Source organism: Cyanobacterium aponinum PCC 10605 (genome assembly GCF_000317675.1).
GTDB lineage: Bacteria > Cyanobacteriota > Cyanobacteriia > Cyanobacteriales > Cyanobacteriaceae > PCC-10605.
This window is the reverse complement of the sequence record NC_019776.1, coordinates 3,473,017-3,498,708: the sequence shown is the minus strand read 5'-3', so window position 1 is coordinate 3,498,708 and position 25,692 is coordinate 3,473,017. Positions and strand designations below refer to the sequence as shown.

24 protein-coding genes are annotated in these 25,692 nt (G+C 34.3%); 7 read left to right on the top strand and 17 right to left on the bottom strand.

The features are described 5' to 3' along the window. Positions 1-94: 94 nt before the first annotated feature. Complete coding sequence (locus CYAN10605_RS14650; RefSeq protein ID WP_015220725.1) at positions 95-1,912, top strand: ABC transporter ATP-binding protein; 1,818 nt, start codon at positions 95-97, stop codon at positions 1,910-1,912. Positions 1,913-2,866: 954 nt separating this feature from the next. Here the strand turns inward: CYAN10605_RS14650 and coaBC are convergent. Both coaBC and isiD read right to left on the bottom strand, forming a co-directional pair. Further along, positions 2,867-4,105 carry a bifunctional phosphopantothenoylcysteine decarboxylase/phosphopantothenate--cysteine ligase CoaBC gene (gene coaBC, locus CYAN10605_RS14645; RefSeq protein WP_015220724.1) on the bottom strand — a complete coding sequence of 413 codons (1,239 nt, stop codon included), beginning with the start codon at positions 4,103-4,105 and terminating at the stop codon, positions 2,867-2,869. Further along, complete coding sequence (gene isiD / locus CYAN10605_RS14640; RefSeq protein WP_015220723.1) at positions 4,092-4,304, bottom strand: protein IsiD; 213 nt, start codon at positions 4,302-4,304, stop codon at positions 4,092-4,094. Before isiD ends, coaBC begins: the two co-directional genes overlap by 14 nt. 578 nt (positions 4,305-4,882) lie before the next feature. Between isiD and CYAN10605_RS14635 the strand changes: the two genes are divergently transcribed. Next, entirely contained in the window at positions 4,883-5,488 is a 606-nt protein-coding gene (locus tag CYAN10605_RS14635; RefSeq protein ID WP_015220722.1) for a molybdenum cofactor guanylyltransferase, read from the top strand. Positions 5,489-5,680: 192 nt separating this feature from the next. On the opposite strand, the gene CYAN10605_RS14630 is transcribed toward CYAN10605_RS14635, so the two are convergent. From CYAN10605_RS14630 to CYAN10605_RS14620, 3 genes are all read right to left on the bottom strand, one after another. Then, positions 5,681-6,466, bottom strand: coding sequence for a collagen-like triple helix repeat-containing protein (locus CYAN10605_RS14630; RefSeq protein ID WP_015220721.1), 786 nt, complete (start codon positions 6,464-6,466; stop codon positions 5,681-5,683). Positions 6,467-6,687: 221 nt separating this feature from the next. Then, positions 6,688-8,025 carry a DUF2330 domain-containing protein gene (locus CYAN10605_RS14625; protein ID WP_041922928.1) on the bottom strand — a complete coding sequence of 446 codons (1,338 nt, stop codon included), beginning with the start codon at positions 8,023-8,025 and terminating at the stop codon, positions 6,688-6,690. A 134-nt stretch (positions 8,026-8,159) separates the two neighbouring features. Continuing rightward, the gene (locus CYAN10605_RS14620; RefSeq protein ID WP_015220719.1) at positions 8,160-9,017 is read right to left on the bottom strand and encodes an RnfABCDGE type electron transport complex subunit D; all 858 of its coding nucleotides are present in this window, start codon (positions 9,015-9,017) and stop codon (positions 8,160-8,162) included. 220 nt (positions 9,018-9,237) lie between these two features. Here CYAN10605_RS14620 and CYAN10605_RS14615 point away from each other — a divergent pair, with 220 nt between their 5' ends. Beyond that, complete coding sequence (locus CYAN10605_RS14615; RefSeq protein WP_015220718.1) at positions 9,238-9,987, top strand: phycobilisome rod-core linker polypeptide; 750 nt, start codon at positions 9,238-9,240, stop codon at positions 9,985-9,987. A 116-nt stretch (positions 9,988-10,103) separates the two neighbouring features. Here CYAN10605_RS14615 and CYAN10605_RS14610 read toward each other — a convergent pair whose 3' ends face one another. Next, positions 10,104-11,117, bottom strand: coding sequence for a diguanylate cyclase domain-containing protein (locus tag CYAN10605_RS14610; protein ID WP_015220717.1), 1,014 nt, complete (start codon positions 11,115-11,117; stop codon positions 10,104-10,106). Positions 11,118-11,645: 528 nt separating this feature from the next. On the opposite strand from CYAN10605_RS14610, the gene leuC reads away from it, so the two are divergent. Further along, positions 11,646-13,055 carry a 3-isopropylmalate dehydratase large subunit gene (gene leuC, locus CYAN10605_RS14605; RefSeq protein WP_015220716.1) on the top strand — a complete coding sequence of 470 codons (1,410 nt, stop codon included), beginning with the start codon at positions 11,646-11,648 and terminating at the stop codon, positions 13,053-13,055. A 348-nt stretch (positions 13,056-13,403) separates the two neighbouring features. Here leuC and bfr (CYAN10605_RS14600) read toward each other — a convergent pair whose 3' ends face one another. The 3 genes from bfr (CYAN10605_RS14600) to CYAN10605_RS14590 form a co-directional block, all read right to left on the bottom strand. Next, complete coding sequence (gene bfr, locus CYAN10605_RS14600) at positions 13,404-13,871, bottom strand: bacterioferritin (protein WP_015220715.1); 468 nt, start codon at positions 13,869-13,871, stop codon at positions 13,404-13,406. 21 nt (positions 13,872-13,892) lie between these two features. Continuing rightward, on the bottom strand, positions 13,893-14,357 hold the full coding sequence (gene bfr / locus CYAN10605_RS14595) for a bacterioferritin (protein ID WP_015220714.1): 465 nt from the start codon (positions 14,355-14,357) through the stop codon (positions 13,893-13,895). Between the two features lie 169 nt (positions 14,358-14,526). Next, the gene (locus tag CYAN10605_RS14590) at positions 14,527-15,039 is read right to left on the bottom strand and encodes a C-type lectin domain-containing protein (RefSeq protein ID WP_015220713.1); all 513 of its coding nucleotides are present in this window, start codon (positions 15,037-15,039) and stop codon (positions 14,527-14,529) included. A 269-nt stretch (positions 15,040-15,308) separates the two neighbouring features. Here CYAN10605_RS14590 and CYAN10605_RS14585 point away from each other — a divergent pair, with 269 nt between their 5' ends. Then, on the top strand, positions 15,309-15,986 hold the full coding sequence (locus CYAN10605_RS14585) for a potassium channel family protein (protein WP_015220712.1): 678 nt from the start codon (positions 15,309-15,311) through the stop codon (positions 15,984-15,986). 538 nt (positions 15,987-16,524) lie between these two features. Here CYAN10605_RS14585 and CYAN10605_RS14580 read toward each other — a convergent pair. The 3 genes from CYAN10605_RS14580 to CYAN10605_RS14570 form a co-directional block, all read right to left on the bottom strand. Beyond that, complete coding sequence (locus tag CYAN10605_RS14580) at positions 16,525-18,153, bottom strand: cation:proton antiporter (protein ID WP_015220711.1); 1,629 nt, start codon at positions 18,151-18,153, stop codon at positions 16,525-16,527. Positions 18,154-18,657: 504 nt separating this feature from the next. Next, positions 18,658-20,019: a helix-hairpin-helix domain-containing protein gene (locus CYAN10605_RS14575; protein ID WP_015220710.1), complete on the bottom strand. Its 1,362-nt coding sequence runs from the start codon at positions 20,017-20,019 to the stop codon at positions 18,658-18,660. A 199-nt stretch (positions 20,020-20,218) separates the two neighbouring features. Beyond that, the gene (locus CYAN10605_RS14570; protein ID WP_015220709.1) at positions 20,219-20,587 is read right to left on the bottom strand and encodes a sll0565 family protein; all 369 of its coding nucleotides are present in this window, start codon (positions 20,585-20,587) and stop codon (positions 20,219-20,221) included. Between the two features lie 39 nt (positions 20,588-20,626). Here CYAN10605_RS14570 and CYAN10605_RS14565 point away from each other — a divergent pair, with 39 nt between their 5' ends. Next, entirely contained in the window at positions 20,627-20,908 is a 282-nt protein-coding gene (locus CYAN10605_RS14565) for a DUF6439 family protein (protein WP_015220708.1), read from the top strand. On the opposite strand, the gene CYAN10605_RS14560 is transcribed toward CYAN10605_RS14565, so the two are convergent. The 3 genes from CYAN10605_RS14560 to CYAN10605_RS14550 form a co-directional block, all read right to left on the bottom strand. Next, positions 20,903-21,355: an ATP-binding protein gene (locus CYAN10605_RS14560; protein ID WP_015220707.1), complete on the bottom strand. Its 453-nt coding sequence runs from the start codon at positions 21,353-21,355 to the stop codon at positions 20,903-20,905. The two genes, CYAN10605_RS14565 and CYAN10605_RS14560, sit on opposite strands and share 6 nt — an antisense overlap. A 283-nt stretch (positions 21,356-21,638) precedes the next feature. Next, positions 21,639-22,739, bottom strand: a complete 1,101-nt coding sequence (tgt, locus tag CYAN10605_RS14555; RefSeq protein WP_015220706.1) for a tRNA guanosine(34) transglycosylase Tgt — start codon at positions 22,737-22,739, stop codon at positions 21,639-21,641. Positions 22,740-22,767: 28 nt separating this feature from the next. Beyond that, positions 22,768-23,052: a 4a-hydroxytetrahydrobiopterin dehydratase gene (locus CYAN10605_RS14550; protein WP_041922542.1), complete on the bottom strand. Its 285-nt coding sequence runs from the start codon at positions 23,050-23,052 to the stop codon at positions 22,768-22,770. A gap of 286 nt (positions 23,053-23,338) precedes the next feature. On the opposite strand from CYAN10605_RS14550, the gene CYAN10605_RS14545 reads away from it, so the two are divergent. Next, a complete protein-coding gene (locus CYAN10605_RS14545; protein WP_015220704.1) occupies positions 23,339-23,542 on the top strand; it encodes a hypothetical protein in 204 nt (67 codons plus the stop codon). Here the strand turns inward: CYAN10605_RS14545 and CYAN10605_RS14540 are convergent. Both CYAN10605_RS14540 and sipA read right to left on the bottom strand, forming a co-directional pair. Beyond that, complete coding sequence (locus tag CYAN10605_RS14540) at positions 23,523-24,977, bottom strand: sensor histidine kinase (RefSeq protein ID WP_015220703.1); 1,455 nt, start codon at positions 24,975-24,977, stop codon at positions 23,523-23,525. The genes CYAN10605_RS14545 and CYAN10605_RS14540 overlap by 20 nt on opposite strands. Before the next feature lie 412 nt (positions 24,978-25,389). Then, positions 25,390-25,620, bottom strand: a complete 231-nt coding sequence (sipA, locus tag CYAN10605_RS14535) for a regulatory protein SipA (RefSeq protein WP_015220702.1) — start codon at positions 25,618-25,620, stop codon at positions 25,390-25,392. Positions 25,621-25,692: the final 72 nt, after the last annotated feature.

The following is a 25,692-nucleotide window of genomic DNA, read 5'->3' as shown; positions in this document are numbered from 1 at the left end:
ACTCAGTTTATTTAAGTTAGTATAATATTTCTGTTTCTAAAGTGTTTAGAATATTTTACCAAGAGGAAAATTAAAATTAAAAAAAATAAATTATATGGCTTCATTTCGAGACTTAATTAAATATTATGAAGATTATAAAATAACGGTTATTTTTAGTATTGGAATTGCTGGTTTATTTGAAATAATTGATTTAACAGTACCTTATTTAATCGGACAAATCCTTGATATTATTTCTGACCAGAAAGTAGATAATTTTACTAATAATTTAATTGATAAAACAGGATTTTTATTTCCTTATTTGCAAGATTATACAACTTTATCTCTGACAATTTTGGTAATGTTCATTTTTATAATTACTGTTGTTAGAGCACCTATTCAACCTTGGATAGCTTCTTGGTTTCATTGGGAAGTTGCCTTAAAATCTCGTAAAGATTATTCAGAAAAAGTAATAGAGAAAATACTTTCCTTACCTTTAAGTTTTTATGATGAAAATAATCCGGGAAGAATAGCAGGAAGGGTTGCTAGAGGCATTGCAAACCATACATGGACTTATCCTGAAATTGCAGGTCAATTAATTCCTAAGTTGATCAGAGTTTTCGGAATTTTTCTTGTTATTCTTTTATTAGAAAAATGGATTGCTATTGGTTTTATTATCTCTTTCTTATTAATTTTAATTTTTACTTTAATTCATCTACAAAAATTAATTAGAGAGGAACAATTATTAGATAAACATCAAGAAAATACCGAAAGTCGTACATCAGAAATTATTACCAACATAAAAACAGTTAAGGCTTTTGCCACAGAATCACAGGAATTACATAGGCAAAAAAAACGTCTTAATCGTGAATATCAAGTAGTTATTAATCGTATTCATTTGGGCTATGTAAAATTAGCTACATGGTCGAGAGCCGTGGTTCAATTATCCTTATTTTTAGTATTTATTTCTATTCTTATTCCTACTGTTAAACAACAAATTTCTTTAGGACACTTCATCACAATTTATACCATTGCTAGTATGGCTTACAGTGAAATTGAACCCATTAGTAATTTAGCTGAAGTTTTTGCTCGTCGTTATGCTTCGATGATTCGTTTTCATGAATTTATGAATTTGCCCGTTGGGGAGGATGCTTCTAGCTTATCTCCTTCTTTTTCTGGTCAAAATTCTTATCAATTTACTGGAAAAATAGAATTAAAAAATATTGCTTTTGGTTATCATCAAAATCGGTTGGTTTTAGAAGATATTAACTTATTAATTAATCCGTATGAAACTGTGGCTTTAGTGGGTAAATCTGGTTCAGGAAAATCAACTTTAGTTAAGTTGTTATATCGTTATTTTGAACCCATAAAAGGACAAATTTTCATAGATGGAAAAAATATTTATGATCTTGATATTACAAACTATAGAAAGCGTTTAGCTATTGTTCATCAAGATGTGGATATGTTCAACGGTACAATTTTTGATAATCTAATTTATGGTAATCCTTATGTTAGCGTTGAGGAAGTAAAAAGAGCTTGTGCGATCGCACGTGTGGATGAGTTTATTAGAGAATTACCAGATGGATATTATACCGTAGTAGGAGAAAGGGGAGTCAGACTATCAGGAGGGCAAAAACAAAGACTCGGCATCGCAAGGGCATTAATTATGAATCCTGATGTTTTAATCTTCGATGAAGCAACATCTAGTCTTGATTATGAGTCAGAAAGGGAAATTCAACTAGCGATGCGATCAATTTTTGGTACTCGCACAACCATTATTATCGCCCATCGTCTCAGTACCGTTCGAGAGGCAGATAAAATAGTGGTCTTAGATCAAGGTAAAATAGCTGAATTGGGTAATCATGAACAATTATTAGCTCAACAGGGTATTTATCAAAGATTACATTCTTTACAAGAAAGCGGTGATTTATATTGAAGAAGACAAAAGTATGATTTAGAGGGGGTTTCCCTTTGCCTTTTTCGCCATCACTCATATCATCACTCATAAATAAAAATGGCTCTTCTACAGCAGGGTTTTTTCAAAGTCAGGGCAAAATTATCTTGCCCTCACCCCCAACCCCTTTTCCACAGTAGAGGGGAGCGTTTTTTCTTAATAATTGATTAATTAATACTTAAAAACTCCTGTATTTGTTCTGACGGGGAGACAATGAAACTGCAGTGAGGGTAGGTTTTAGGTTTCAGGTTTCAGGTTGCAGGTTTTAAATACATGAACAGTATTTTGTATTTACGAAATAAATAGCCAGACATATTATCTCAAAATGTTGATAATCCAATAGTTTTGCCTATTATTTGAACCATTGAGTAAATAGAGATAATGATAAATATTAGTGGAGACAAAACCTAACACCTAACACCTGCTACCTGCTACCTATAAGGTTTTTAGAGTTATTGTCCCCCCTTAAGGTATCTGTTACTATTTGTTAACCTGAGTTTTGGATAAGCTGAAAGCATCCCAACTCGCAGTCAGAAAACCTTATGGTTTCTTAGAAATAACGATAAAATTGCCTTAATCCGAACTGACTTAAACAAGGGGCTTAAGCCCCTTGCTAAAAACCCCTACCACCTGCAACCTGCAACCTGACACCTGACACCTAACCTTATCAGATATTCTTAAACCGAACTGAGGTTATTTGTTAGTTTCAAAAATTGACATTTTTGAGAATGAAAAAACCCTGCTTCTACAGTAGTTATGAAAAATTAATAATAAATCGTATTTTAAGGGGAGATACAGAGGGGTTTCTCTTTTCCCTTTGTCAACTAACAATTTATCACGACGAGAAGTAATAGAGCCATGAAAATTTATCTCAAACTCAGGTTAGTTTCACTCTAATTTTTAGTAAAAGAGGAAAGAAGAAAAGAAAACTAACTCTTAATTCTTGAGTGCTAAATCGAGTATCCTGTGGGCTAAAAGAAGTTTAGATGTGGAGGGTATAACCGTTTGTGTGCCATCTTTGCTGATGAAAATAGCTTCATTGGTATCACTTCCGAATCCTGCATTATCCTTATCAATAGGGTTAGTGACGATCGCATCTAACTTTTTACGTATCAATTTGGACATGGCAGGAGTTACAATATCCTTCGTTTGGGCGGCAAAACCAATCAGCTTTTGAGAAGGTTTTTTCTTTTCTCCCAACTGAGCAACAATATCAGTAACGTATTCTAACTCAATACTTTGAGGGAGCGATTTTTTCCCCAATTTATCAGGAAAATAATGTTTTGGTTTGACATCTGCCACTGCCGCCGCCATCAGAATAATATCCGCTTGGACAAAATTACTTAACATTGCTTTTTCCATTTGTTGTGCCGTAACCACAGAAATAATTTGAATAGGGGGAGTATATTGTAATAACTCATTACTAATATTTCCGGCAACCAAGGTTACATTCGCTCCACGATAATAACAGGCACAGGCTAAGGCAATGCCCATTTTTCCTGTGGCAGGATTACCAATAAAACGCACATAATCAAGATATTCCCTTGTATTTCCCGCACTAATTAGGACATTTTTCCCCACTAAATCCCTTTTACCATTGGTAATAATAACCGATTCAATAGCGGTTATTATTTCTGTTGCTTCAGCCATTCTACCTTGACCATAGCGATCGCACGCTAGTAAACCAGTATTAGTATGTAAAGAAAAATAACGTTTATCTTCTCCCAACTTTTGCCAGTTGTTTTGTACTGATTTTTGTAGCCACATTTCTGTATTCATGGCAGGGGCAACGATAATCGGACAGGTGGAGGCTAAAACCGTATTGGTAAGAAGATTATCTCCTAAGCCGTAAACTAATTTAGCTAGAGTATTAGCCGTCAGGGGGGCAATAATCATCAAATCAGCCCATTCTCCCAAGGCAATGTGTAGAGGGCGAGAATGAGTAGGTTGCCAGAAGTCTTCATCCGTATAGGCTTGATGACGGGATAAAGTGGAAACCGTAAGGGGAGTAATAAATTTTTGGGCAGATTCGGTCAAAATTACTTTAACTTTGGCTTCCTTTTTAAACAACTGGGAGATTAATTCACAAACTTTATAAGCCGCTATTCCTCCCCCAATTGCCACCAAAACATGAATTTTATGTAAACTAGATTTGCTACCATCACGATTCGTCATAAGCCTCAATATCCAATAGATAGAGATAGGGTTCAACCAAATCTTGACGATGAAATGCGATCGCTCTCAACAAATGCCAATCTTGTAACCCTTCAAAAGGAGTATTATACTCATCTTCTTCTAATCTTGCCGCAATTTCGGCAACTTGTTCTGGAGTTATCTGAGCAAAATCCTTTTCTTTCAAAGTTAAAGTAGTCATAGATTTTCACCTTCCCTTTTTCTGTCTATGATAATTTTAACCTTTAAATTACACTTCCATAATCAACCTTTATAAATTGTTAAAAATGTTTATTTGATTAAAACTAAGTTTTATATCGCAATTTTCGTTTTGGTGAAGTACAAAATTTATTAACCTGAGTTTTGGATAAGCTGAAAGCATCCCAACTCGTAGTCAGAAAACCTTATAGCTTCTTCTTAGAAATAACGATAAAATTGCCTTAACCCGAACTGACTTAAACAAGGGGCTTAAGCCCCTTGCTAAAAACCCCTACCACCCCAAAACCCTAAGCCCCTACTACTTCTCCCTCTCACCCTCTCCCCTCATCTCCTCATCACCCTAACACCTGCAACCTGCAACCTGACACCTAACCTTATCCAGATATTTTTAAACTAAACTGAGGTTTTTATTAGTATCAGGACATAGGGAATGCGCAACGGGCAATGGGTAATAAATAGGTAAGCGTTTGAGTTATTTTCAAGAACTGAGAAAATAGCATATTAAAAACGAGAAAATCAATTGATTAATTATTTTTATCAAAATTTATTAACTTTGTATATATGAATATTGAAACTTTAATCTTAGCTGGAGGTAAAAGCTCCAGAATGGGTCAAGATAAAGCTCTTTTAAAAATTAATAATAAACCCCTTTTATTGAATATTTATTCTATAGCAAAAGAAATCTCAAATCGAGTTTCTCTCATTACTTATAACGTAGAAAAATATAAAAAAATATTACCTTCTGATGTTGTTTTTATTTCTGATTCTCAACCTTTTCAAGGGGCTTTAATGGCTTTTGCTCAAGGGCTAAAATATGTTAATTCGGAATGGGTTTTTCTTCTTGCTTGTGATTTACCCTGCTTAACCTTAAAAGAAGTAAAATTATGGGTGAGTCAACTATCTCAAATTCCCTCAGAGGTTATGGCTTTTCTTCCTCAAAATGAAAAAGGATGGGATTGTCTATGTGGTTTTTATCGTAGTAGCTGTTATTCATCACTGAATAATTATTTACAGACAAATAATCGTTCTTTTCAAAGATGGTTAAATGAAGAAAAAGTTAGACCTATTCAAGTTGAAAATCAACAAGTTTTGTTCAATTGTAATACTGTTCAAGATTATCAATCAATAGGTTTCTCTGAGAAGTTAGGTGGGAATGAAGAAAATTAAGCTTCTTCAGAGTGTGGTTATTATAAATTAAGAGAAACAGGACTTCCATAACCTTTATTGAATAGTGTTTATAGTAAAATAAAAACTAAAAGTTTATAAATTATTATTTAATAATCCCCTATTGCCTATTGACTCTTGCCTCTTGCCTACCAAACACGAATAATTTACATACTCAAAGTGATAGAGCCAAAATTAATAGTAAATATATTCATCTTCTCCCGTAGAATAATTGTAACGCCATTCTCCATCAGACCCCATATTATTAATAATGCTCATATTGGTTTCGTGCATCATATTAGACATTCTTGACATCATTTCATACTCTGCCATCGTCATATCATTACCGTAATTTACTGAGTTTGCTGTGGCTTGGGCATTTTGATAACTAGCAAGAATATTATTGGTTTGTTGAGTTACTGCTTGTAATCCATTAGCAAGGGTAATAGTTTGATTAACAGCATTTTGCATTTGTGCGATCGCACTTTCCATTTGAGATACATTTTGAGTTTGTAAAGCCTGTTGCATGGGCATTAAAGTATCAATCCAACTAGCGAAGGTATTTGCCCCTTGTCCATTTAACAAAGTCCATTGTTGTACAATGGTTGCATAAGGAGAATTAGCAGGAATCATGGGGGTTAACTGTTGTCCAATTTGATAGGCTTGGTTAAAATTACCAGCAACATTAGTGGCAATAGGAATTAATTGTTGCAATAAAGTATATAGTTGTTGTTCATTTTGCATCGTCTGCATTTGTCCTAAACCATTAGCAAATACAGGGATACCCTGAAATGCCGCTCCCATATATTGATTCATTTGGTTATACAACATATCCGCCTGAGTTGCTTGGGCAATTTCCATCACAGAATTATCCTCTGAAACAGAGACATTTTGTGCCTCAACTTTCGGACTAAAAATTAAAGGTGTTGAGGAAAATATACTTAAACAAACAAAAGAAATTAAACGGTGGGGGTATAACATTTTATTTAGCTCCTACTTTTACCCGTAATCTGATTTTAACGGGGAAATATAAAACCAAGGTGATAAATTTTATTTCGCAATTAAGATAAGGCAAAGGGCAATTAGTGAATAGTGAATAGTTGATAATTACTCATTACTCCTGTACGGGCGAATGGACATTCGCCCCTTCTTCCCCCTCTCCCCTCATCACCTCATCCCCCTCTCCTCCGAACTCATTTCTCCTAATTATCCCAAAGTTTACGCCACCAAGGTAAAGAGGCATTTTCTGGTTTAATGAAGTCTATTTGTTGTTTGATTTTAGCTAAATTCCAACCTGTGAGATTAGCAAGAGTTTGGGCTTCTTTTTCCTGTCTTTCTCTGGTTTGTTTATGATATTCCTGCCCCGCGTCACAGGTGATTTTTTCTCGGTAGGGATGACGAATTACATAACGCCCTTGAAATAGTTGTTGATTAGATGTGTTTTGAAATTTTAAGTCTTCGGGAAAATGGGTGCGATCGTATCTTATATGTAGTCTAGTGATAAATAAATCATTAAACCCTCTCGGATTATACCAAAACACTCCTGCTTGTTTTAACTCTTCAGGGTTAAGGGGTTCAGCAGAACAAGGGTCACAATTACCCATATTCCAAGCATACTCTAAAAAAGCCACCTTTTTGCCTTCTTTTTCATAACTACGGGTAAACATAGACTTATAGAAATCGGCAAACTGTTTTTCTACAAATTCTGGTATATCGACATTAGAAGGTATTTTCACCGTGCGATAATTAGTTAACTCGGTTTGCCCTTCTCCTGAGAGTAAATAAACAATTAAATCCTGTGCCTGTTTGCTATTAACCATCCCCAAGCGAATGGGTAACATGAATTTAGGAGACTCATAAGCAATCATCAAAGGGCGTAAAGACTGATAATCAGACTTAGATAATTCCGTCAGGTTTACTTTTGCTACAAAAAATTTCATCTTTTGACGGATATAGGGTTGTAATAATTCCTTGGCACCTTTAGGAATGTTGTAACCGTTGCTAATTAACCATTTTTCTAGTCCGTCTGATTCTTTAGCACTTAAAATAACAATATCGTATTCTCCTACCGTAAATTTGCTTTCTACCGTCACTCCAAAAGTCTCGTTTTTCTGCATCTGGTTTCTTCCGCCTCTAGTAGTTTCGGCGGCACTGGGCATATTATCCATCAAATACACAGGCTGACAAGGATCATTATCAAAATATTCAACTAATCTGGGGGCGCTAAATGCGTCTAAACGCTCGATAATTTTGGGGTTGCCAACATTGACTTGATCTTCTTTAATGGGTACTGGCACTGGTACAACTAAGGCAAAATCCTTCACATTTCCTTGATAGTCATTCGCCATTGTTAAAACGGTGCGCTCACCGAAGGTGCCGCCTTGCGGATTGCCGTTTCGGGCTATAATAACTTGAGATGCTTGATTGTAAAGTTTACTGTCTGCTTTAGCCACATAAAAACCACAAAAAGCTAAAACTGAGGATGGAAAACAGAGGAATATAATTAACAATAAGCTAATTAAGGTTAGTATTTTTTTCATTTTTTTAAGACTAATTTTAATGAATATTTGTTTATTTCTATAAGTCCATTTTTTACCTTTTCCTTTACCTAATTTATCTCCCAAAAAGAGTTTTTGAGATTAAGAAAAAATTTGCTTAACCTTTTGTTTCCCCACTAACTGTTAATGGAATAACGCCAACGAAAACGATTACCTTTCCAGATTAAATCAAATAAAATTGTTAAGGGAGAAATGATAAATAATGACCAAAAAACACCATTATTAATGAAAAATAAATTACCTAAAATAAATCCTAAAAAAGCAATGACGATCGCCCATATTATTCTACCATTTTTGCCATCTGGAATAGAGCGAGGATCACTTAACATAAAAAAGGCAAAAACTAATAAACTTCCTGTCATTAATTGATGTAATAAAACCTCAAAATTCCAACCTAAATAGTAGTTATAAATAGCCTCTAAAATACCATAAGTAGATAGGAATACTGCTGTTGTTTCCCACCTTCCTACTTTCTTAAGTACCATTGCCCCAGTAGCCAAAAATAAACCTAAATAAAGCCAATCACTACCCCATTGCCCCGGAGAAATCCAGCCATCATTAGTTAAAAGTAATACCCCAATTATGCCAAAGTTAGCAGGATTAAAAAAATGCTTATTATGATATTTAAAAATGAATTTAGATGCGATCGCGATCGCACTAGCAATAACTAAAGTAGAAATATCATTTGCCCTTAAGAGTAAAGATAAACCCAAGCTAGTAATCAAAGCACTTTTCCATCCTTGAAAACTAATGCTTTCTAATATTTTCTCGTTATAATTTTTATTAATTAAAGTATTGATTTTTTGCTGATAATGTGTTAAAGATTCACACAAAAATTGCACTAACAAACAAGCAATAATAATCAGAACAACTCTGATAGGAGATAAAGTCCAATCCCGATTAACTACCCCCAAACTCAGAAAAAGAGAAAGGAATAAAATTTGATAATCTCGTGCATCTTGAAAAACTTTCATAGCAATACCGTAAAGAATTAATAATTAATAATTAAGAAAAATAAATCTTTCCCCCATCACCTCATCACCTTATTAATAGATCTTCAAGACGGAGACGGCATAAAAAAGAGATTCAACTGTAACAAATCTTTACGTTTATTAAGGTGAGATCCCGTTGTCGATTATGCTTATGTAAAGTAGAAAAGTTTATAACAAAAGAATCAAATACGGAGGTCAAACCTTGAATCTTCCTCTTCTAAAATATGCACCTAGTTCTCAAAATACCCGTGTAGCTGGTTATGAAGTAGGTGGCGATGAACAACCTAAAATTTACGATGCCGAAAATCTCTATAGTCCCTCTGATATGGACAATTTGATTGAGGCAGCCTATCGTCAAATTTTCTTCCATGCTTTTAAATCTGATCGTGAAACCATCTTAGAATCCCAATTACGCAACAGACAAATTACCGTGCGTGATTTTATTCGTGGTTTATTATTATCAGAAACCTTTAAAAATAGTTTTTACGAAAAAAATAGTAACTATCGTTTTGTAGAACATTGTGTTCAAAAAGTTTTAGGACGTGACGTTTACAGCGAAAAAGAAAAAATCGCTTGGTCTATCGTTGTAGCAACTAAAGGTTTAAGAGGATTTATTGATCAATTATTAGATTCTGATGAGTACCTCGAAAACTTCGGCTACGACATCGTACCTTATCAACGTCGTCGTTACTTACCTTCCCGTGAACAAGGAGAAATGCCCTTTAACATTAAATCTCCTCGTTACGATGCTTACTATCGTGGTATTCTTGGTTTCCCTCAAATTATTTGGCAAAATCAAGTACGTCGTTTCATTCCTCAAGAAAAACAAGCAAAAGCAGGAGACCCCTCTCTTTATCTCAATATGGCACGCAGTATTAATGCACAGGCTTCTCCCACTCCCCGTGTATCTGCGCAAAATATTAGTTTAGATAAAGTTCCTTATCGCAAATAAATTCTGAGAGCAGAATCGGTAATAAGTAATAAGTAGTAAGTAGCTGAGTTCGGTGTTCGGTGTTCGGTGTTCAGAGTTAAAAGTGATAGATGTTGCTTACTTCTTGGAGAAGTCTATTAAACATAGTCAAGCATTATTGCATCCCCTTTTCTTTGAGCTAAAGCAGTATATAAAGCATTCTCTCCCACATCTATCAACACACTAGCGGGTAAGGCTTGAGAAGGAATTGCCGTAGCGATGCCGAAACAGAAACTTAAATACTCGCTAATTTCTGAGTAATGATGAGGTATTTGTAATTCTGATAAATTTTGGTTAATTTTGATGGCTACTGTTTTCGCCCCTTCTTGATCAGTATTAGGCAATAGTATGGCGAATTTCCCTTCATTAAAATGACTCACCAAATCCCCCGGCCTTTTAACTGTAGCATTAAGAGTTTTACTTACTATATCAATGCAGTTTTTAACTAATTCCTGCTCATGATTTTTTTGATAGGCTTGAAAATCTGTAATTTCTGCAAGAACAAGAGAAATATTTGTTTCAGATACATCACCGAAGGAAGAACGTTGACGAGCGCCCCGTAACCATTCTTTTTCTAAAATTTGTAAGAAATAATCTCGATCTGGCAGAATACTTGATTCATTTTTATTACTAATATTTGCTAACTCAAGTTTAGCTTTTTCTAAGGCTAATTTTAATTTTTGATAGTGGGGAATTAATTTTTGTAATTGATTATTTTTTTCTTTAATTTCCTGTCTTAATGTTTGCAACTCAATTTGACTGGCAATTTTGGTTAAAATTTCAGCAGAACTAAAAGGATAGTTTATATAGTCAGCACCTCCCGCATTAAACATAGTTTCTGCATCAAAATACTTTTGATCCCTATTAATAAAAATAACCGGGATACTTTCACCTATTTCTAACAACTTAATTTTTTTACAAATTAAATAGACATCTTTATCTTTTAAACAAGCACTTAAGAGAACTAAATCTGGATATTTGCTATTAATTAAGTCTAGTAAATGACTTTCAGTTTCAGTAATAATTACCTTATAATTAGCATTATTTAATAATCTTAAAAATAGCTGATTTTGGTCTTCTAAATCATCTAAAATAACTATTCTTTTTTTCATAATTAATAAAAATTTTGAGTTTTTGATAATGATAGATTATTCTACTTTTTTAGGGCTTATATAATGGTTATAATAAATTAATAGAAAAGAGTTTCTGTAATAATTACTGGATATTATTAATAGCAAAATACAAGCTAAAAATTCATAAATTATTATTTAATAATTACTTATTGCCCGTTGCCCATTGCCTATTGCCTATTGCCTATTGCCTATCCTAACCAATAATTTACATACTCAAAGTAATAGAACCCTTTTTTATTTTAATTGAAACCTAAATTTTGAGATCAAAACTAAACTAATTTTTTAACAACATTCAAATATGACAATAGAGCTTAAATTTAAAACTTGATTCTGACATTTTTTAGCGTTGACTATATTTATCATAAAATCAAATTTTATAAATAAGCAATAATTGTAAATAAATAAATAAGGAATCTTTAAGTTAATTTATAATTCTATGTATTGCCTAAAAAGGGTAATTTCACAGATAATAAAGGAAAAGAGAGCGTGAAAATATATTAAAACTATATGAGTAAAGGAACATTATTCGATAAAGTATGGGATTTACACACTGTGGGAACTTTACCTTCAGGACAAACTCAACTTTTCATCGGTTTACATTTAATTCATGAAGTAACGAGTCCTCAAGCCTTTGCAATGTTAAGGGAACGGAAAATAAAAGTATTGTATCCTGAACGCACTGTTGCGACAGTAGATCATATTGTACCGACGGAAAATCAAGCTCGTCCTTTTGCTGATAGTTTAGCAGAAGAAATGATCCAAGCCTTGGAAAAAAATACAGAGGAAAATAACATCAGGTTTTTTAATACTCATTCAGGAAATCAAGGTATTGTTCATGTAATCGCTCCTGAACAGGGTTTGACTCAACCCGGTATGACTATTGCTTGCGGCGACTCTCACACTTCTACTCATGGTGCTTTTGGTGCGATCGCATTTGGTATTGGAACTTCTCAGGTAAGGGATGTATTAGCATCTCAAACTCTTTCTTTAACTAAATTAAAAGTGAGAAAAATAGAGGTAAATGGAGATTTAGCTCCCGGAGTTTACGCTAAAGACGTTATTCTTCACATTATCCGAAAACTAGGAGTTAAAGGTGGTGTGGGCTACGCTTATGAATATAGCGGTACTACCTTTGAAAAAATGAGTATGGAAGAAAGGATGACCGTATGCAATATGTCCATTGAGGGCGGGGCTCGTTGCGGTTATGTTAATCCTGATGATGTCACCTATAATTATTTGAAAGATAAAGACTTTGCCCCTAAAGGGGAAAAATGGGAAGAAGCGGTTAAATGGTGGAATAGTCTTCGCAGCGATGAAGACGCAGAATATGATGATGTGGTCACTTTTTCCGCTAGTGACATTGAACCTACGGTAACATGGGGAATTACTCCGGGACAAGGTATTGGTATTAGTGAATCTTTACCCATCTTAGATGAACTTTCAGAGAGCGATCGAGAAATTGCTTTACAAGCCTTTGAATATATGCAGTTACAACCGGGTGAATCATTAAAAGGCACTCCTATTGATGTTTGTTTTGTGGGTAGTTGCACCAACGGTAGGATTAGTGACTTAAGAGAAGCCGCAAAGTTTGCTAAAGGGCATAAAGTAGCCCAAAACGTTAAAGCCTTTATTGTACCGGGTTCAGAACGAGTAAAACAACAGGCAGAAGCAGAAGGGTTACACAACATTTTTATTAATGCCGGTTTTGAATGGCGTGAACCGGGTTGCTCCATGTGTTTGGCTATGAATCCAGATAAGCTACAAGGAAGTCAAATAAGTGCCTCGTCTTCTAATCGTAATTTTAAAGGTCGTCAGGGTTCTGCTCAAGGGCGTACACTCTTAATGAGTCCTGCGATGGTTGTTGCCGCCGCCATTAATGGTAAAGTTGCCGATGTGAGGGACTTAGAAGTTAATTAACATCAGTTCGGTTTAAGAATATCCGATAAGGTTAGGTGTCAGGTGTCGGGTGTCAGGTTGCAGGTAGTAGGGGTTTTTAGCAAGGGGCTTAAGCCCCTTGTTTAAGTCAGTTCGGGTTAAGGCAATTTTATCGTTATTTCTAAGAAGCTATAAGGTTTTCTGAGTACGAGTTGGGATGCTTTCAGCTTATTCAAAACTCAGGTTAATTAGAAATAAAGTAAAAAGGGCAAGGGGCAAACCCCCCTTTATTCCGCCTCAGGTGGGGGAGGGCAAAGGTGAATAGTGAATAGTTGATAATTAAAAACTCCTAACTCCTGTACGGGCGAATGGCCATTCGCCCCTAACCCGTTACATTTGAGATTGAAGATAATTTTGTAAGCCGATTTTATCAATCAGTCCTAATTGCTTTTCTAACCAGTAAGCATGATCTTCTTCTGTATCTCCTAGCATAACTCTCAAAAGTTCTCTAGTCTGGTAATCTTGTTCTTGTTCACAGATCGCGATCGCATCTTTGAGATCCCCAATAACTTTATACTCTAATTCGAGATCATTGCGTAACATTTCTGGGACATCTTTCCCTATTTTTAATCCCTCTTGTTCAGATAAATCAGGGGTAGTTTCTAAAAACAACATCCGCTTAATTAACATATCCGCATGATGAGTTTCATCTTGCATTTCATGGTCAATGCGTTCATATAACTTAGTTAGTCCCCAATCATCATACATTCGGGAATGAGTAAAATATTGATCTCTAGCCGCTAATTCGCTACGCAATAATTTTTGTAACTGTTTGATAACTTTCTTATTACCTTTCATAATATTCCTCTAAAAATACAACTATATCATTGACTGTAAATAATTTTCCAAGCCTGAGTTGGCTATCAACCACTGTTGGGATTCCAACCAATCAATTTCTTCCTCAGTTTCTTCTAACAACTCTGTCAGTAAATCTCTACTAACATAATCTTGTAAAGACTCACATAGATTAATAACACTACGAAGACAATCAGCTATTTCAGTAGCAATAGTTAGATCATTGGCTAAAATTTCAGGAACAGACTCTCCGATTAACAATTTGCCTAGATTTTGTAAATTTGGCAGTCCTTCCAAAAAGAAAACACGCTCGATAATTTTATCTGCCTGTTTCATTAATTTGATAGAGTATCGATACTCATATTCATTTAATTTATTTAAACCCCAACTTTTACACATTCTCGCATGAAGAAAAAACTGGTTAATAGCAGTTAACTTTAACTTGAGAACATTATTTAGTTGTTGTTTTACCTCTTGATTTCCTTGCATATTACAATTCGAGTATTTATTTCTATAATTATAGACCACGAATTATCTTCAAATCATAAAAATGTGAACATAAGTAAAGCTAATTGCCATTAATTGCGATAAAATTTCAGTAAATGCTTTAATTTAGGAAGAAATAATCTTTTTTCCAAGTTAAGAAAAATTTGACATCTTAATTTTGATTGTTTTTTAGCTCAATAATGCCCTTTAATTTAGCCTGTTCAGGTGCATCACTCCAAGTGCCTACAGGACGCTTAAAAGGGTTATTTAAGCCATTAATTACCCCAAAATGTTCTCCCCCTTGTTGAGGATTATTATTTGGTTCACCTTCTGCCCAATTGAGGTAGTTTGACATTTCCCCACTAATCCAGATAAATTCCCCTTCCACGGCTTGATCATTAATTCCAATCCACAAAAAATTAGTTTCAGAAGTGATAAAAGTTTCTATTAACCACTGATTTTCTTTTTCATCATTAACAGTAACTAAATTTCCTCCCATTTTTTCTGCTAAATTTTGACCATCTTGCCAAGACATTTCGGAAGTTAAAAAATATTTATTGCCGTTATTTGGATTAACAAATATTTCTTTTTCTTGGGCATTAAGAGAATAATTAACCATCAAAATATTAGTTAAAGTTAGTAAAAATAATTTTTGATAGTGATTCAGTTTTTGGTTAAAAATCATAAAGGTTAAAATTGTCAACTAGCGTTAAAAAAATTATAGAATTAATTGTTAATTTGAAAGTGTCAGGTTTAGCAGAGTAATGAATAACAGAGAAAGAGAGCGGGATAAATAGGGTTTTAAGGAGAAGTAAATAAAACTTTGTTGCCTGTTACCTATTTTTTGTTTCCTTTTCTTAATTGCTAATTGCCTCTACCTTTTTTCTCTATAGATTTTATTCCGAACTAAGGTTGCTATAGTTAAGATATTGTCAATTCATAAAAGGAGGTTCAATGTACATTCTCATTGGTGGAGTGGGAATGATGGGTTCTGATTTAGCAAGAACTTTGTTACAAATGGGGCATACTGTTGCAGTAGTTGATACTGATACTGCGGCTTGTCAATATGCTCGTGAAAAAATAGGGGTTATGGCTTTTGAAGGGAGCGCGGTAAATACCACAGTTTTGTTAGAAGCGGGTATTCGTAAAGCTGATGCTGTTATTGCGACTTTGGGAGAAGATGCTCTCAATTTGGCAATGGTTACTTTATCTAAGTATTATGGGGTTACGCAAATTGTAGTCAGAATGAGCGATCGCGATTTTACTCAACCCTATAAATTAGCAGGAGCAACCCACATTATCAGCACAACAGAATTGGCAATTAATCGTATAGTAAATGCGATCGAATATCCCCAAGTGGATGCAATGATGCACTTTGAACAAGGACAAATAGAAGTTTTAAAACTTTCTCTTCCTGAAAATTGTTCTGTAGTAGGACGCAAAGTTGCTGAAATAGCGCAAGATGAAAAATTTCCGATGGGGACTCTAATTATTGGTTATCAGGTTAATCATCATGAACCTTTAAGTATCCCTAATGGTAATACTATTTTAGAGGGCGGTTCAACTATTCTAGCCGTGACAAAGCCCGAATTTGTACGACAGTTAATTAATTTTATGGGTTTGCGTAATTAGGAGTTGATGAAAAAGTTGTGTTAAGAAGGTAAGCAACAAGAAATAAGTAACGAGCAACGATGCTTTTAATTGATATAAAATTAGTTGAAATTGACTTAGAATAAATTTTTCCTAAATTTAATGATTTTGGTTCTTCAGAGTGTGGTTATGATAAATTAATAAAAAATAACTTCCATAACCTTTATTGAATAGTGTTTATAGTAAAATAAAAATTAAAAGTTTATAAATTATTATTTAATAATCCCCTATTGCCTATTGCCTCTTGCCTACCAAACACTAATAATTTACACGACGAGAAGTGATAGAGCCATGATTTTTTTCGGGGACAATTTTGGAAACTAAGCTAGGACGCATTTAACCTGTATTTTCCCTTAGTTTTTGAAAATAACTCAAACCCTTATCTTTTCCGTTTTCCCCTCCCCCTCGAGAGGCGGGATAAAGGGGAGTTTCGCTCTTCCCTATCTTAACCAGACAACTTAAATGCAAACTAGCTTATGAGTATCAACTCCTGATTTTTCAGTGGTTTTTTAATTAAAAATCAGGTGTCATCGTTTACTGATAATAGTTTTTCATCTAGTCTTTGCAAATATGTAGATGCAACATCGTCAGGGAGTAATCCTTTAAAGATTGCGTCGTTAATTGCTCCTTTTTCTGCTAAAAATAGACGACGATAGAGATTGTCTAAATACGCTTTTTCCTTGATGCTACCCCCTTGATAACCAATTCTCTGATTATAAATTTCCCTTAATTCCTGTTCAGAGGTTGCGATTCTAGCTTGATAGGTGGCAAATAATTCTTCATAGAGAAACTTTGGTAAACTACCTGATTGAAGAAGATTTTTTAATTCTTCTTGGGCGGCTTTAGAGGCGATCAAATTTAGTTGTAATGATTCTATCTGCTTTAAAATGGGCGAAGGTTTAGATAGTTTCAATTGCTTCACTAACCATGATAAACTTAATCCTTGCCCAATGAGAGAGACAAACACCGTGCTAAAAACAAGGGTTACTACTTCATCATGTCTGGGTAAGGTAGATGGTAAACTTAAAGCTAGTGCCATTGATAATGACCCTTTAACGTTGCCAAAAATTAAAACGTGTTGCCATTGTAACGGTAGAGGGCGATCGAAAAATCGAAGTAAATATGAAAAAGGATAGATAGAGAAAACACGCCCGATTTGATAAATTATAACCACTAAAAGGGCGACAGGAATTGTCTTGACTAAAACACTTGGATTAACTTCTATTCCCACAAATAAAAAGATAAAGGTGTTTACCCCAAATCCTGCATATTCCCAAAAATTGAGAAGGGTTACTTTGATCGAAGCTGAAGTTTTTCGGAAACCTAAATTTCCAATGACTAAACCAGCCATAACAACAGCGATCGCACTTGAAACTCCTAGTAATTGACCAATTTGAAAAGTACCTAGCGAAATGGCGACGGTAAGTAGGTTGTTACTTAAAGCATCATCTAACTGTCGAAATAAACCTACACAAAGATACCCCAAACCTAAACCTAGAATACCTCCCCCCACAAAAGCAATTAAAAATTGCTCTATGCCGTCAGCCAGAGAAAAATTTCCCTGAAGATGAATTTGGGCAATTATATTTAATAATACAAGAGCGATCGCATCGTTGAATAAACTTTCCCCCTCAACAATTGTTGCAAGGCGACGAGGAACGGAAATACTACGAAAAGCCGCAATCACCGAAACAGTATCAGTAATAGTAAGAATAACAGCCACTGCCGAAGCAGTAATAAAAACTAAACCTAATGTCCATTTTAATAACATGGCAGTAATTATTGCTGATACCAATACCCCCGGTCCTGCTAGTAAGGAAATAGGCTTAATAGTACCTCTTAAACGACTAATATCGGTGTTAATTGCCGCCTGAAAAATAAGTATGGGTAAAAATAAATTTAGAATAACATCTGGATTTAAGCCGATGGATTGAGGGAGTATTTCTCGAGGAATGATTAAACCCCCTAAAACCAAACCTATCACATAAGGAATATGAAGCCACCGTGTAATTAAGGCAACTCCTGTTGCAACAAGTAATAAAAAAATTAAAACACTAACTAATCCTGTAAAGTTTTCTTGAGATAAATTGACGGAATTTTGTAGAGATGTATTAATAAACTTATATAAATATGAGACATTAATTGTCATTTGGATTTAGAAATTAAAACAATATGAAAGCCACTAAACACGACCACATTTTACCTTAGCTCAATTTGAAATTCTCCTGTCACCAAAACGATTTATTTTTGAGTTTATGGTGAGGGCTTTCTGCTAACATTAAGGTAAAATTTTCTGGGTTGCTTAATTGTGACACAAAATATGGTTGAATTACTTCAAATATCTAACACTACACTCCAAATATTATTGAACCTGAGTTCTGGATAAATTTTCATCAATTTTCATCTATGAGTGATGGCGAAAAGGGCAATTAGTGAATAGTGAATAGTTAATAGTTAATAGTGAATAGTTAATAGTGAATAGTTAATAGTTGATAATTAAAAATTAAGAATTAAGAATTAAGAATTAAGAATTAAGAATTAAAAACTCTGAACACTCATTACTTTCTTCTAAAACCTAAAACCTGAAACCTGAAACCTCTTTCATAACTCCGAACTCTTACCCGATATTCTTAAACCGAACTGAGGTTATTTATTATGAGTCAGTGTCAAAACCCTGTAAATAAGCATCAAAACTCGCATTAGTTAAAGCCTCCAAAGTGTTATAAGCATCTTGAACCCAATAAGCATCCCCTAAGCGTACGATAATTCTTTCCCTTGCCCCCTCTATCACCACAAAAGTGGGAATTACGGCTTGATTTTTGTCCCCTGATTGTTCCTGCAAAATGCCCTTAATTTTACCCTGAATAGAAGGATTGGAAGCATTTTCAGGAGAAAGACGAATAAAAACTAATTTTGTCTCCGCAATTTTACTCATATAATTAACAATAATTTGGGATTTTTCATTTTTGTTATCTGCCCTACCCCAAATAATTAAAGGGGTATCTTCTACTAAATTATCTTTTATTTGTTCATAACTACTAGCAAAAATTACCCCATCGGCTTGACCCGAAATATCTTCTAAGGTTAGAAAAGCCATATTATTTCCATTTTTATCAACATGGGATTTGATAGTATTTAACATTGCTAATGTACAAATTTTGTGTCTTGATTTTTGACTAGATAATTCACTTAAATTAATGGGAGATAATATACTAATTTTATTTTTTAACGGTTTTAAAGGATGTTCTGAGACATAAAATCCTAAATGTTCTTTTTCTGATTTTAATTTTTCTTGGGGGGAAAAATCTTCAACTCTGGGTAACCGTGGGGCGCTTTCATAACTAATTTCTGTGGTGGTTTCTGTAGCGGTATTGGTGCTATTACCCATCATTTGCTCAAAAATATTTAACTGCCCTGTTTCTTTTTCTTTTAGGCGTTTTTGAACCCAACTCACCATCAAATCTAAACCTTCTAGTAACTGCCGACGATTAGAGTGAATACAATCAAATGCACCAGCATAAATTAATGTTTCTAATGCTCTTTTGTTAACGGTTTTTAAATTTACTCTACTAATAAAATCAGCAAAGTTAGCAAATTTTCCTCCCGCTTCTTCTCTGACTTCTAAAATATTATCTATGGCAGATTCTCCCAAGTTTTTCACTGCGGAAAAACCAAATAAAATATTGTCTCCTTGGGGGGTAAATTCTTTCTGAGATAAATTAATATCAGGCGGTTTGACATCAATTCCCATCTTGAGGCAATTTTCTCGATATTTTTCAACCTTATCCTGATTATCGCTACTTGCGGTTAACAACGCAGACATATATTCAACAGGATAGTTTGCTTTTAAATAAGCAGTTTGATAAGTAACGTAAGCATAAGCAGTGGAGTGAGATTTATTGAAACAGTTAGAGGCAACTAAGCCGTTTGCCAATATAAAGTTATGGTCTTTTTCCACTCCTATATCGTACACTGGTTGAACACCGAGCGATCGCCTCTTAACTATTTTCACCATCTTTTCAACGCTACAACAACGATAAATATTTTTTCTTTATTTGTCACTCCCTATTATATTCATCATTGTCTAAAGTCTGCTCATGGAATATTTGTGAGTCAGGGGCAAAGGTAATTAATTAGTTTCTCCCCAATACCGTAAGGGTTAAATATATTCAACCCCCGCCACCTGCAACCAATAATCTTGTATTGAACCGAGATTAGTTAATAGTCATGGTTTTTAAAATCCAACCGATAATAATACCAATGCCACCAAATCTCACTATCTGCCAAAAAGGTTCGCTCAAACTACTCCATTTGAATAACTCACTTTCGAGACGCACTTCAATTTCGTTTAATTCTTCTTCGATATATTTTAATTCACTTTTCAGGGAGTCAGGAGGATTATTTTCAGCTTTTAGGGTTTTAAGTTGCTCTTTTCTGTTAATTAATTCTTCTTTTCGCTGTTTATCGTTAATTATCTGCTGATGTCGTTGTTTTACTTTTTCTAACTGTGCTTCCAATTGCAAAATTGCTTCTTCAATATTCAATTCAGTGGCGGATTCAGGGGTCTTTTCAGAGTCAGACATTCTACAATAAAAACAAAATACTAAAGGAAATTATAACTGATGAATTCGTCTCTAGAAATCAAATCAAACATTGAGGATATGAGTAATTTGGAAATTGCTCAAGTTTTAGCACAAAGAATGATGATAAGTTCCTATGATTGGCACAAATTAAAAAATAATCGCAAAGCACAAGCCGCCCAACAGTTAACAGCAAGTCTTGTCTATTTACTTAATGATGAAACAGAAGAAGCCTTAGCCAGAATCAATCAAGCCCAAGGATGGTTGAATCACACGGTAAATCCTTTACCTTGCCCCACTCATGGACATAAAAAAAACTCATAGAAACATGAGTAAAGAAACCTTAGAATATTGAGGGACTTGTTTAGAAAGGGTTACTTGAGTGCCTTGACTATCCCAGAGAACTTGATCAAAAATTTGATGTAAGATACATAAGCCTCTACCGTTTTCTGCCTCCTCTGGGGGCAAACTGTGTTCATCTAAAGGGCAACTGCATTCTTGAATAAAACCTTGTCCTTGATCACATACAACCCAAAAGTATTTCCCTCGACGACAACAAAATTTTACTACAACTCTTTTACTAGGATCGAGTTTATTTCCATGTTTAGCGGCATTTACAAGGGCTTCTTGTAGTCCTAACCGAATTTCGGGGTGAAGCCTTTTAGGCACTTTACATAACAGTAAATCAAGGATGGGAGAAAGGTATAATGTAGAGGCAAAACTGACTGTTTTCCAGTTACCAAATTTCACAGGTAGGGAAATCGAAATCACTTTATTAACTCCCGATGATAAATAGTTGAGGGTCAAATTAAGGTTTTTCGGTTTGTGAATTAAGCAAAACTCATCTTTAAACCTTGGAAAATAAGAACACCCTAATAATTATTATACCATAATCATTGAGAGTCTTAATAACCTGAGTTTTGGATTAAGAGGGATTGGGGATTAGGGAGTGAAATGTTAACTTACCTGTTATCACCTCATCCCCCATCCCCTACCACCTGCAACCTGCAACCTGACACCTAACCTTATCGGATATTCTTAAACCGAACTGAGATTAATTGAGATAGTGACCAAACTCCTCAACAAAGGAATCATTGATAATTGCTTGTCGAATTTTACGAGTAAAGTTAATTAACTCATAAATGTTATGTAAAGATAATAAAATATAACCCAGCATTTCTTTGGCTCTAATTAAATGATTGAGATAGGCACGGGTAAAGTTTTTGCAAGTATAGCAGTCACACTCAGGATCAAGAGGGGTAAAATCTTCTTTATATTGAGCATTTTTAAGATTTATCCTTTCTCCTTGAACTAAAGCCGCCCCATGTCTGCCTAAGCGCGTTGGTATCACACAATCAAACAAATCTATTCCAGATGCGATCGCAACTACCATTTCCTTGTAACTACCAACCCCCATTAAATAACGAGGTTTGTTACTAGGAAGTAAAGGAGTAGTCCACTGTACTATTTGATGGATTAATTCAGGCTTTTCCCCCACACTTACTCCTCCAATGGCATAACCGGGCAAATTAAACTCAATTAATTCTTTTGCCGATTGAGTGCGCAACTCAGGATAAATTCCTCCCTGCACAATCCCAAATAAAGCCTGTTGCTCTGGTTTTTTATGGGCTGAAATACATCTTTCTAACCATGCCGTTGTGCGTTTAACCGCTTTAACAACCTCCTCTTTTGTCGCTGTAGCGGGGGGGCATTCATCAAATGCCATAATTACATCTGCCCCTAAAGAATTTTGAATACGGATAGAATTTTCTGGAGTCATATTAATAATTCGACCATCTTTAGGAGAACGAAACTTAACTCCGTCATCTGTAATTTGTCGTAAATCGGCAAGGCTAAAAACTTGAAATCCACCAGAATCAGTCAAAATAGGTTGCTGCCATCCCATGAAGTTATGTAATCCCCCGGCTTTCTCGATGATTTCTTCTCCGGGTTGAATGTGTAGATGATAAGTATTACCCAAAATCATTTGGGCATGGGCAGACTGGAGTTGAGCTGGTGTAATACCTTTTACCGTACCAACAGTACCAACGGGCATAAATCTGGGGGTTTCAACTTCCCCATGAGGAGTAGAAAAAACCCCCGCCCTCGCTCTAGTTTTTGTGCAAGATGCGATTAATGAATATTGAAAAACCACTTAGTCAGTAATAAAAAATATAGTAAACTTAAAAACCCTTAATGATTCTTTGAATTTCCTCAGCTAGATCAAAATCCTTTTGAGTAATTCCCCCAGCATCATGAGTCGTTAAATGGATTGTTACCTTATTATAAGATATTTCGATGTCAGGATGATGTCCTGCTCTTTCTGCTGGTTCAACCAGACGATTGACAAATTCAACGGCTTGAATAAAGTCTTTAAACTTGTAGGTAGTATTAATAGACTGTCCGCTAGTAACCCAATTAGGATAATTTGCTAGTTTTTGTCTGACTTCTGTTTCGTTTAAAACCATGTTTTGCGTAATAATGAGTTTCGATTCTATAATAACGTTACTTTTCTCTAATGTTAAACAACTAGAATCGAGCAAAGAGAAATAAAGAATAGGTAGCATATGAGATAGGGGGTTAGGGTTTAAGGTTTGGAGTTTTTAATTCTTAATTATCAACTATTTACCTTTGCTTTCCCCCCTCAAGAGGGGAGATAAAGGAGGGTTTGCCCTTAGATTACTAATTACTAATATTTTCCAAAATCAGTGGTAAAATAAACCAGAACTTTTGGCTGATCAATAATTTGTAATTATGGAAACAAAAAAAGTTAACTGTCAAATAGAGTGCGTCAATGGGTGTATCTTAGGGGAAGAATGTCCCAATCAAACTTATGTTAAAGAAACAGCCAATTTTATCGAAAATACATCTTTAGATAAGATGCTAGAAATGGCGGAAATAGCTAGATTAAAAAAATTAACTGAACCACCTAAGTGGGTTATTCCAGATGAGTTGTAGAAACTTTGTAAGCGTAAGATTTTGAATTTCCAAGGGGTAAAAATATGGTCAATATTTCCCCTTTATTTGGTTTTTGTTTGATGGTAAATTTTCCTCCTAGGGCATGAAAAATATTTCTGGTTACGTCATTGCTAAGGGATAAGCTACCAGTTTCTGGTTGGAAAAGTAAGAGTTTGCCCAAACATTTACTATGGCTATAATTAAAGCTGGATTCAGATAAGAATTGTAGTTTCAACTGATTCCCTACAGGTAAAATAACTAATTGAAAGTGGCAACCACTAGGCAAACTGCGGGTAAATTTTTCCATTAATCCACTCAAAATTTGGCTTAAAATTGCTGGATCACTAATAATTTGAGGTAGTTTTTTTGGTATAATCACATCGAGAATTATATTTCTCCGTTGGGCTTGTTTCTGCCAAGTGGGAATGGTTTGATTTAAAATGTTTTCTAATGAGGTTGGCACTAGGTGAATGGAGTCATTAAGAGCAGAAGATTTTGATTCTAATTCTACCGCCTTAAAAATTAGCTCCATACGATTAATTTGCTCTGTGCATTCTTGTTCAATGGTTTCTAAATATTTACCTAAATCAGGATTTAATTTAGCTTTTTTTTGTAACAATTTTGTGATGGTTTTAATGGTGGTAAGAGGTGTTCTTATTTCATGAGTTAACGCTTGTAATAATTCTAATTCTGGGTAAGGAGGAATAGGAGTTTTCTTGAGAGAAATACTTTGTTTTCGTTGATGATTAGTTTCTCTTTCAGAAGATTTTATATCAGAAGTACCCTGTTTTTTGATATGTTTTAATAGGTTTTTATTAAAGATTTCAACAATTTTATAATTGGGTGATGTTCCTAATAGGTAATTTACTGATTCTTTTAGGTATTTAAAGCTATCATAACTGGATGATTTGGTCAATCTATTTAATAGAAGTAGCCATGCTTTTTCTGTAACTATTGGGTCAAAAGAAAAATGAAAACTGTCTTGTCTATCATAGTTAATTTCCTTAACCATTAACAGGGAAAATTGTTCAGTGAAAACAAGGCAAAATTGCTCTTGATTTAAAATATCATTATTGTCTAAATTAATATTAATTAAAGACAGTTGATTGTTGTCGAAAACTTGTTGATTATCACTGGGCATTAATGCGGTTTTTTGGTGAGGTGAAGGGGAAAAAACGACGGTTGTTAAATGAGAAATTATACTTAAGTTATTAATAACTGGTGTGGGGGATGAGATTACTATTCCCTGTTTTGAGGAAAAATGTTTATCTGTATTTACAGTTGTAGATAGGAGTTTTTCTAAGGATGCGATCGCACCTTCCCATTCATGATGTGCTTTAATGGTACTATGGGAGCAATCGTCAAAGTCAGAGTTCCATTCTGCTTCGAGGATTAAATCAACTAATTTGATAGACAGACATTCAGATATAATCATTCCTCTATTATGAAAAATTCCTTCTACAGCAATTTATGATAACTTTTTCATGAACGTAATTGAAGTGTTATAACCGAACCAATCTTATCCTAATTACCGTTATATTTGATTATTATATTTGACTATATTTGACAAAAAAAGGCTCTATTCATTTGAGTCTGTAAATTATTGGTGTTTAGTAAGCAAGAGGAAATTATTAAATAATAATTTATAAACTTTTAGTTTTTATTTTACTATAAACACTATTCCATAAAAGTTATAGAAGTCCTGTTTCTCTTAATTTATCATAAACACACTCTGAAGAGCCAAAAAAATGACAGGATTTATTTTACATTAATTGGTGATAACCACAGTAAAAAAATCATATCTTATTTATTATTTGATTTATCTAAAAACATCCATAATTCCATTCTCAATTATCTGCTAAAGCAATATATTTTGATTCTAGTAAATAAGCTCCTTGGGTGAAACGAATACTATAATAACCACCAAAATTTTGTTTTATGATAATCCCTTCTTCTCCAAGTGCGATCGCACTATTTGGACGTAACATGGGCATAGGATCAGCTGTTTTTAAGTAAGGAGGTAATGCGATAATTCTTACTCTATCACCTGTTTTAAATATTGGCAATTTTTTTTCCATAAATTATAATTTTCCTTAAAATTTTTAATTAATAAATGTATTAGTTTACTGGCTATTATTAAATTGATACTA

What these genes read in the sequence shown, in the direction of transcription:
- CYAN10605_RS14585 (WP_015220712.1), top strand. Translation starts at nt 15,309, where the DNA reads ATGTACATTCTCATTGGTGGAGTGGGAATGATGGGTTCTGATTTAGCA.
- CYAN10605_RS14550 (WP_041922542.1), bottom strand. Translation starts at nt 23,052, where the DNA reads ATGGTTTTAAACGAAACAGAAGTCAGACAAAAACTAGCAAATTATCCT.
- leuC (WP_015220716.1), top strand. Translation starts at nt 11,646, where the DNA reads ATGAGTAAAGGAACATTATTCGATAAAGTATGGGATTTACACACTGTG.
- CYAN10605_RS14580 (WP_015220711.1), bottom strand. Translation starts at nt 18,153, where the DNA reads ATGACAATTAATGTCTCATATTTATATAAGTTTATTAATACATCTCTA.
- bfr (WP_015220714.1), bottom strand. Translation starts at nt 14,357, where the DNA reads ATGCAAGGAAATCAAGAGGTAAAACAACAACTAAATAATGTTCTCAAG.
- isiD (WP_015220723.1), bottom strand. Translation starts at nt 4,304, where the DNA reads ATGACTACTTTAACTTTGAAAGAAAAGGATTTTGCTCAGATAACTCCA.
- CYAN10605_RS14625 (WP_041922928.1), bottom strand. Translation starts at nt 8,025, where the DNA reads ATGAAAAAAATACTAACCTTAATTAGCTTATTGTTAATTATATTCCTC.
- CYAN10605_RS14620 (WP_015220719.1), bottom strand. Translation starts at nt 9,017, where the DNA reads ATGAAAGTTTTTCAAGATGCACGAGATTATCAAATTTTATTCCTTTCT.
- coaBC (WP_015220724.1), bottom strand. Translation starts at nt 4,105, where the DNA reads ATGACGAATCGTGATGGTAGCAAATCTAGTTTACATAAAATTCATGTT.
- CYAN10605_RS14565 (WP_015220708.1), top strand. Translation starts at nt 20,627, where the DNA reads ATGAATTCGTCTCTAGAAATCAAATCAAACATTGAGGATATGAGTAAT.
- CYAN10605_RS14630 (WP_015220721.1), bottom strand. Translation starts at nt 6,466, where the DNA reads ATGTTATACCCCCACCGTTTAATTTCTTTTGTTTGTTTAAGTATATTT.
- CYAN10605_RS14545 (WP_015220704.1), top strand. Translation starts at nt 23,339, where the DNA reads ATGGAAACAAAAAAAGTTAACTGTCAAATAGAGTGCGTCAATGGGTGT.
- bfr (WP_015220715.1), bottom strand. Translation starts at nt 13,871, where the DNA reads ATGAAAGGTAATAAGAAAGTTATCAAACAGTTACAAAAATTATTGCGT.
- CYAN10605_RS14610 (WP_015220717.1), bottom strand. Translation starts at nt 11,117, where the DNA reads ATGAAAAAAAGAATAGTTATTTTAGATGATTTAGAAGACCAAAATCAG.
- CYAN10605_RS14590 (WP_015220713.1), bottom strand. Translation starts at nt 15,039, where the DNA reads ATGATTTTTAACCAAAAACTGAATCACTATCAAAAATTATTTTTACTA.
- CYAN10605_RS14575 (WP_015220710.1), bottom strand. Translation starts at nt 20,019, where the DNA reads ATGGTGAAAATAGTTAAGAGGCGATCGCTCGGTGTTCAACCAGTGTAC.
- CYAN10605_RS14570 (WP_015220709.1), bottom strand. Translation starts at nt 20,587, where the DNA reads ATGTCTGACTCTGAAAAGACCCCTGAATCCGCCACTGAATTGAATATT.
- CYAN10605_RS14635 (WP_015220722.1), top strand. Translation starts at nt 4,883, where the DNA reads ATGAATATTGAAACTTTAATCTTAGCTGGAGGTAAAAGCTCCAGAATG.
- CYAN10605_RS14540 (WP_015220703.1), bottom strand. Translation starts at nt 24,977, where the DNA reads ATGATTATATCTGAATGTCTGTCTATCAAATTAGTTGATTTAATCCTC.
- sipA (WP_015220702.1), bottom strand. Translation starts at nt 25,620, where the DNA reads ATGGAAAAAAAATTGCCAATATTTAAAACAGGTGATAGAGTAAGAATT.
- CYAN10605_RS14650 (WP_015220725.1), top strand. Translation starts at nt 95, where the DNA reads ATGGCTTCATTTCGAGACTTAATTAAATATTATGAAGATTATAAAATA.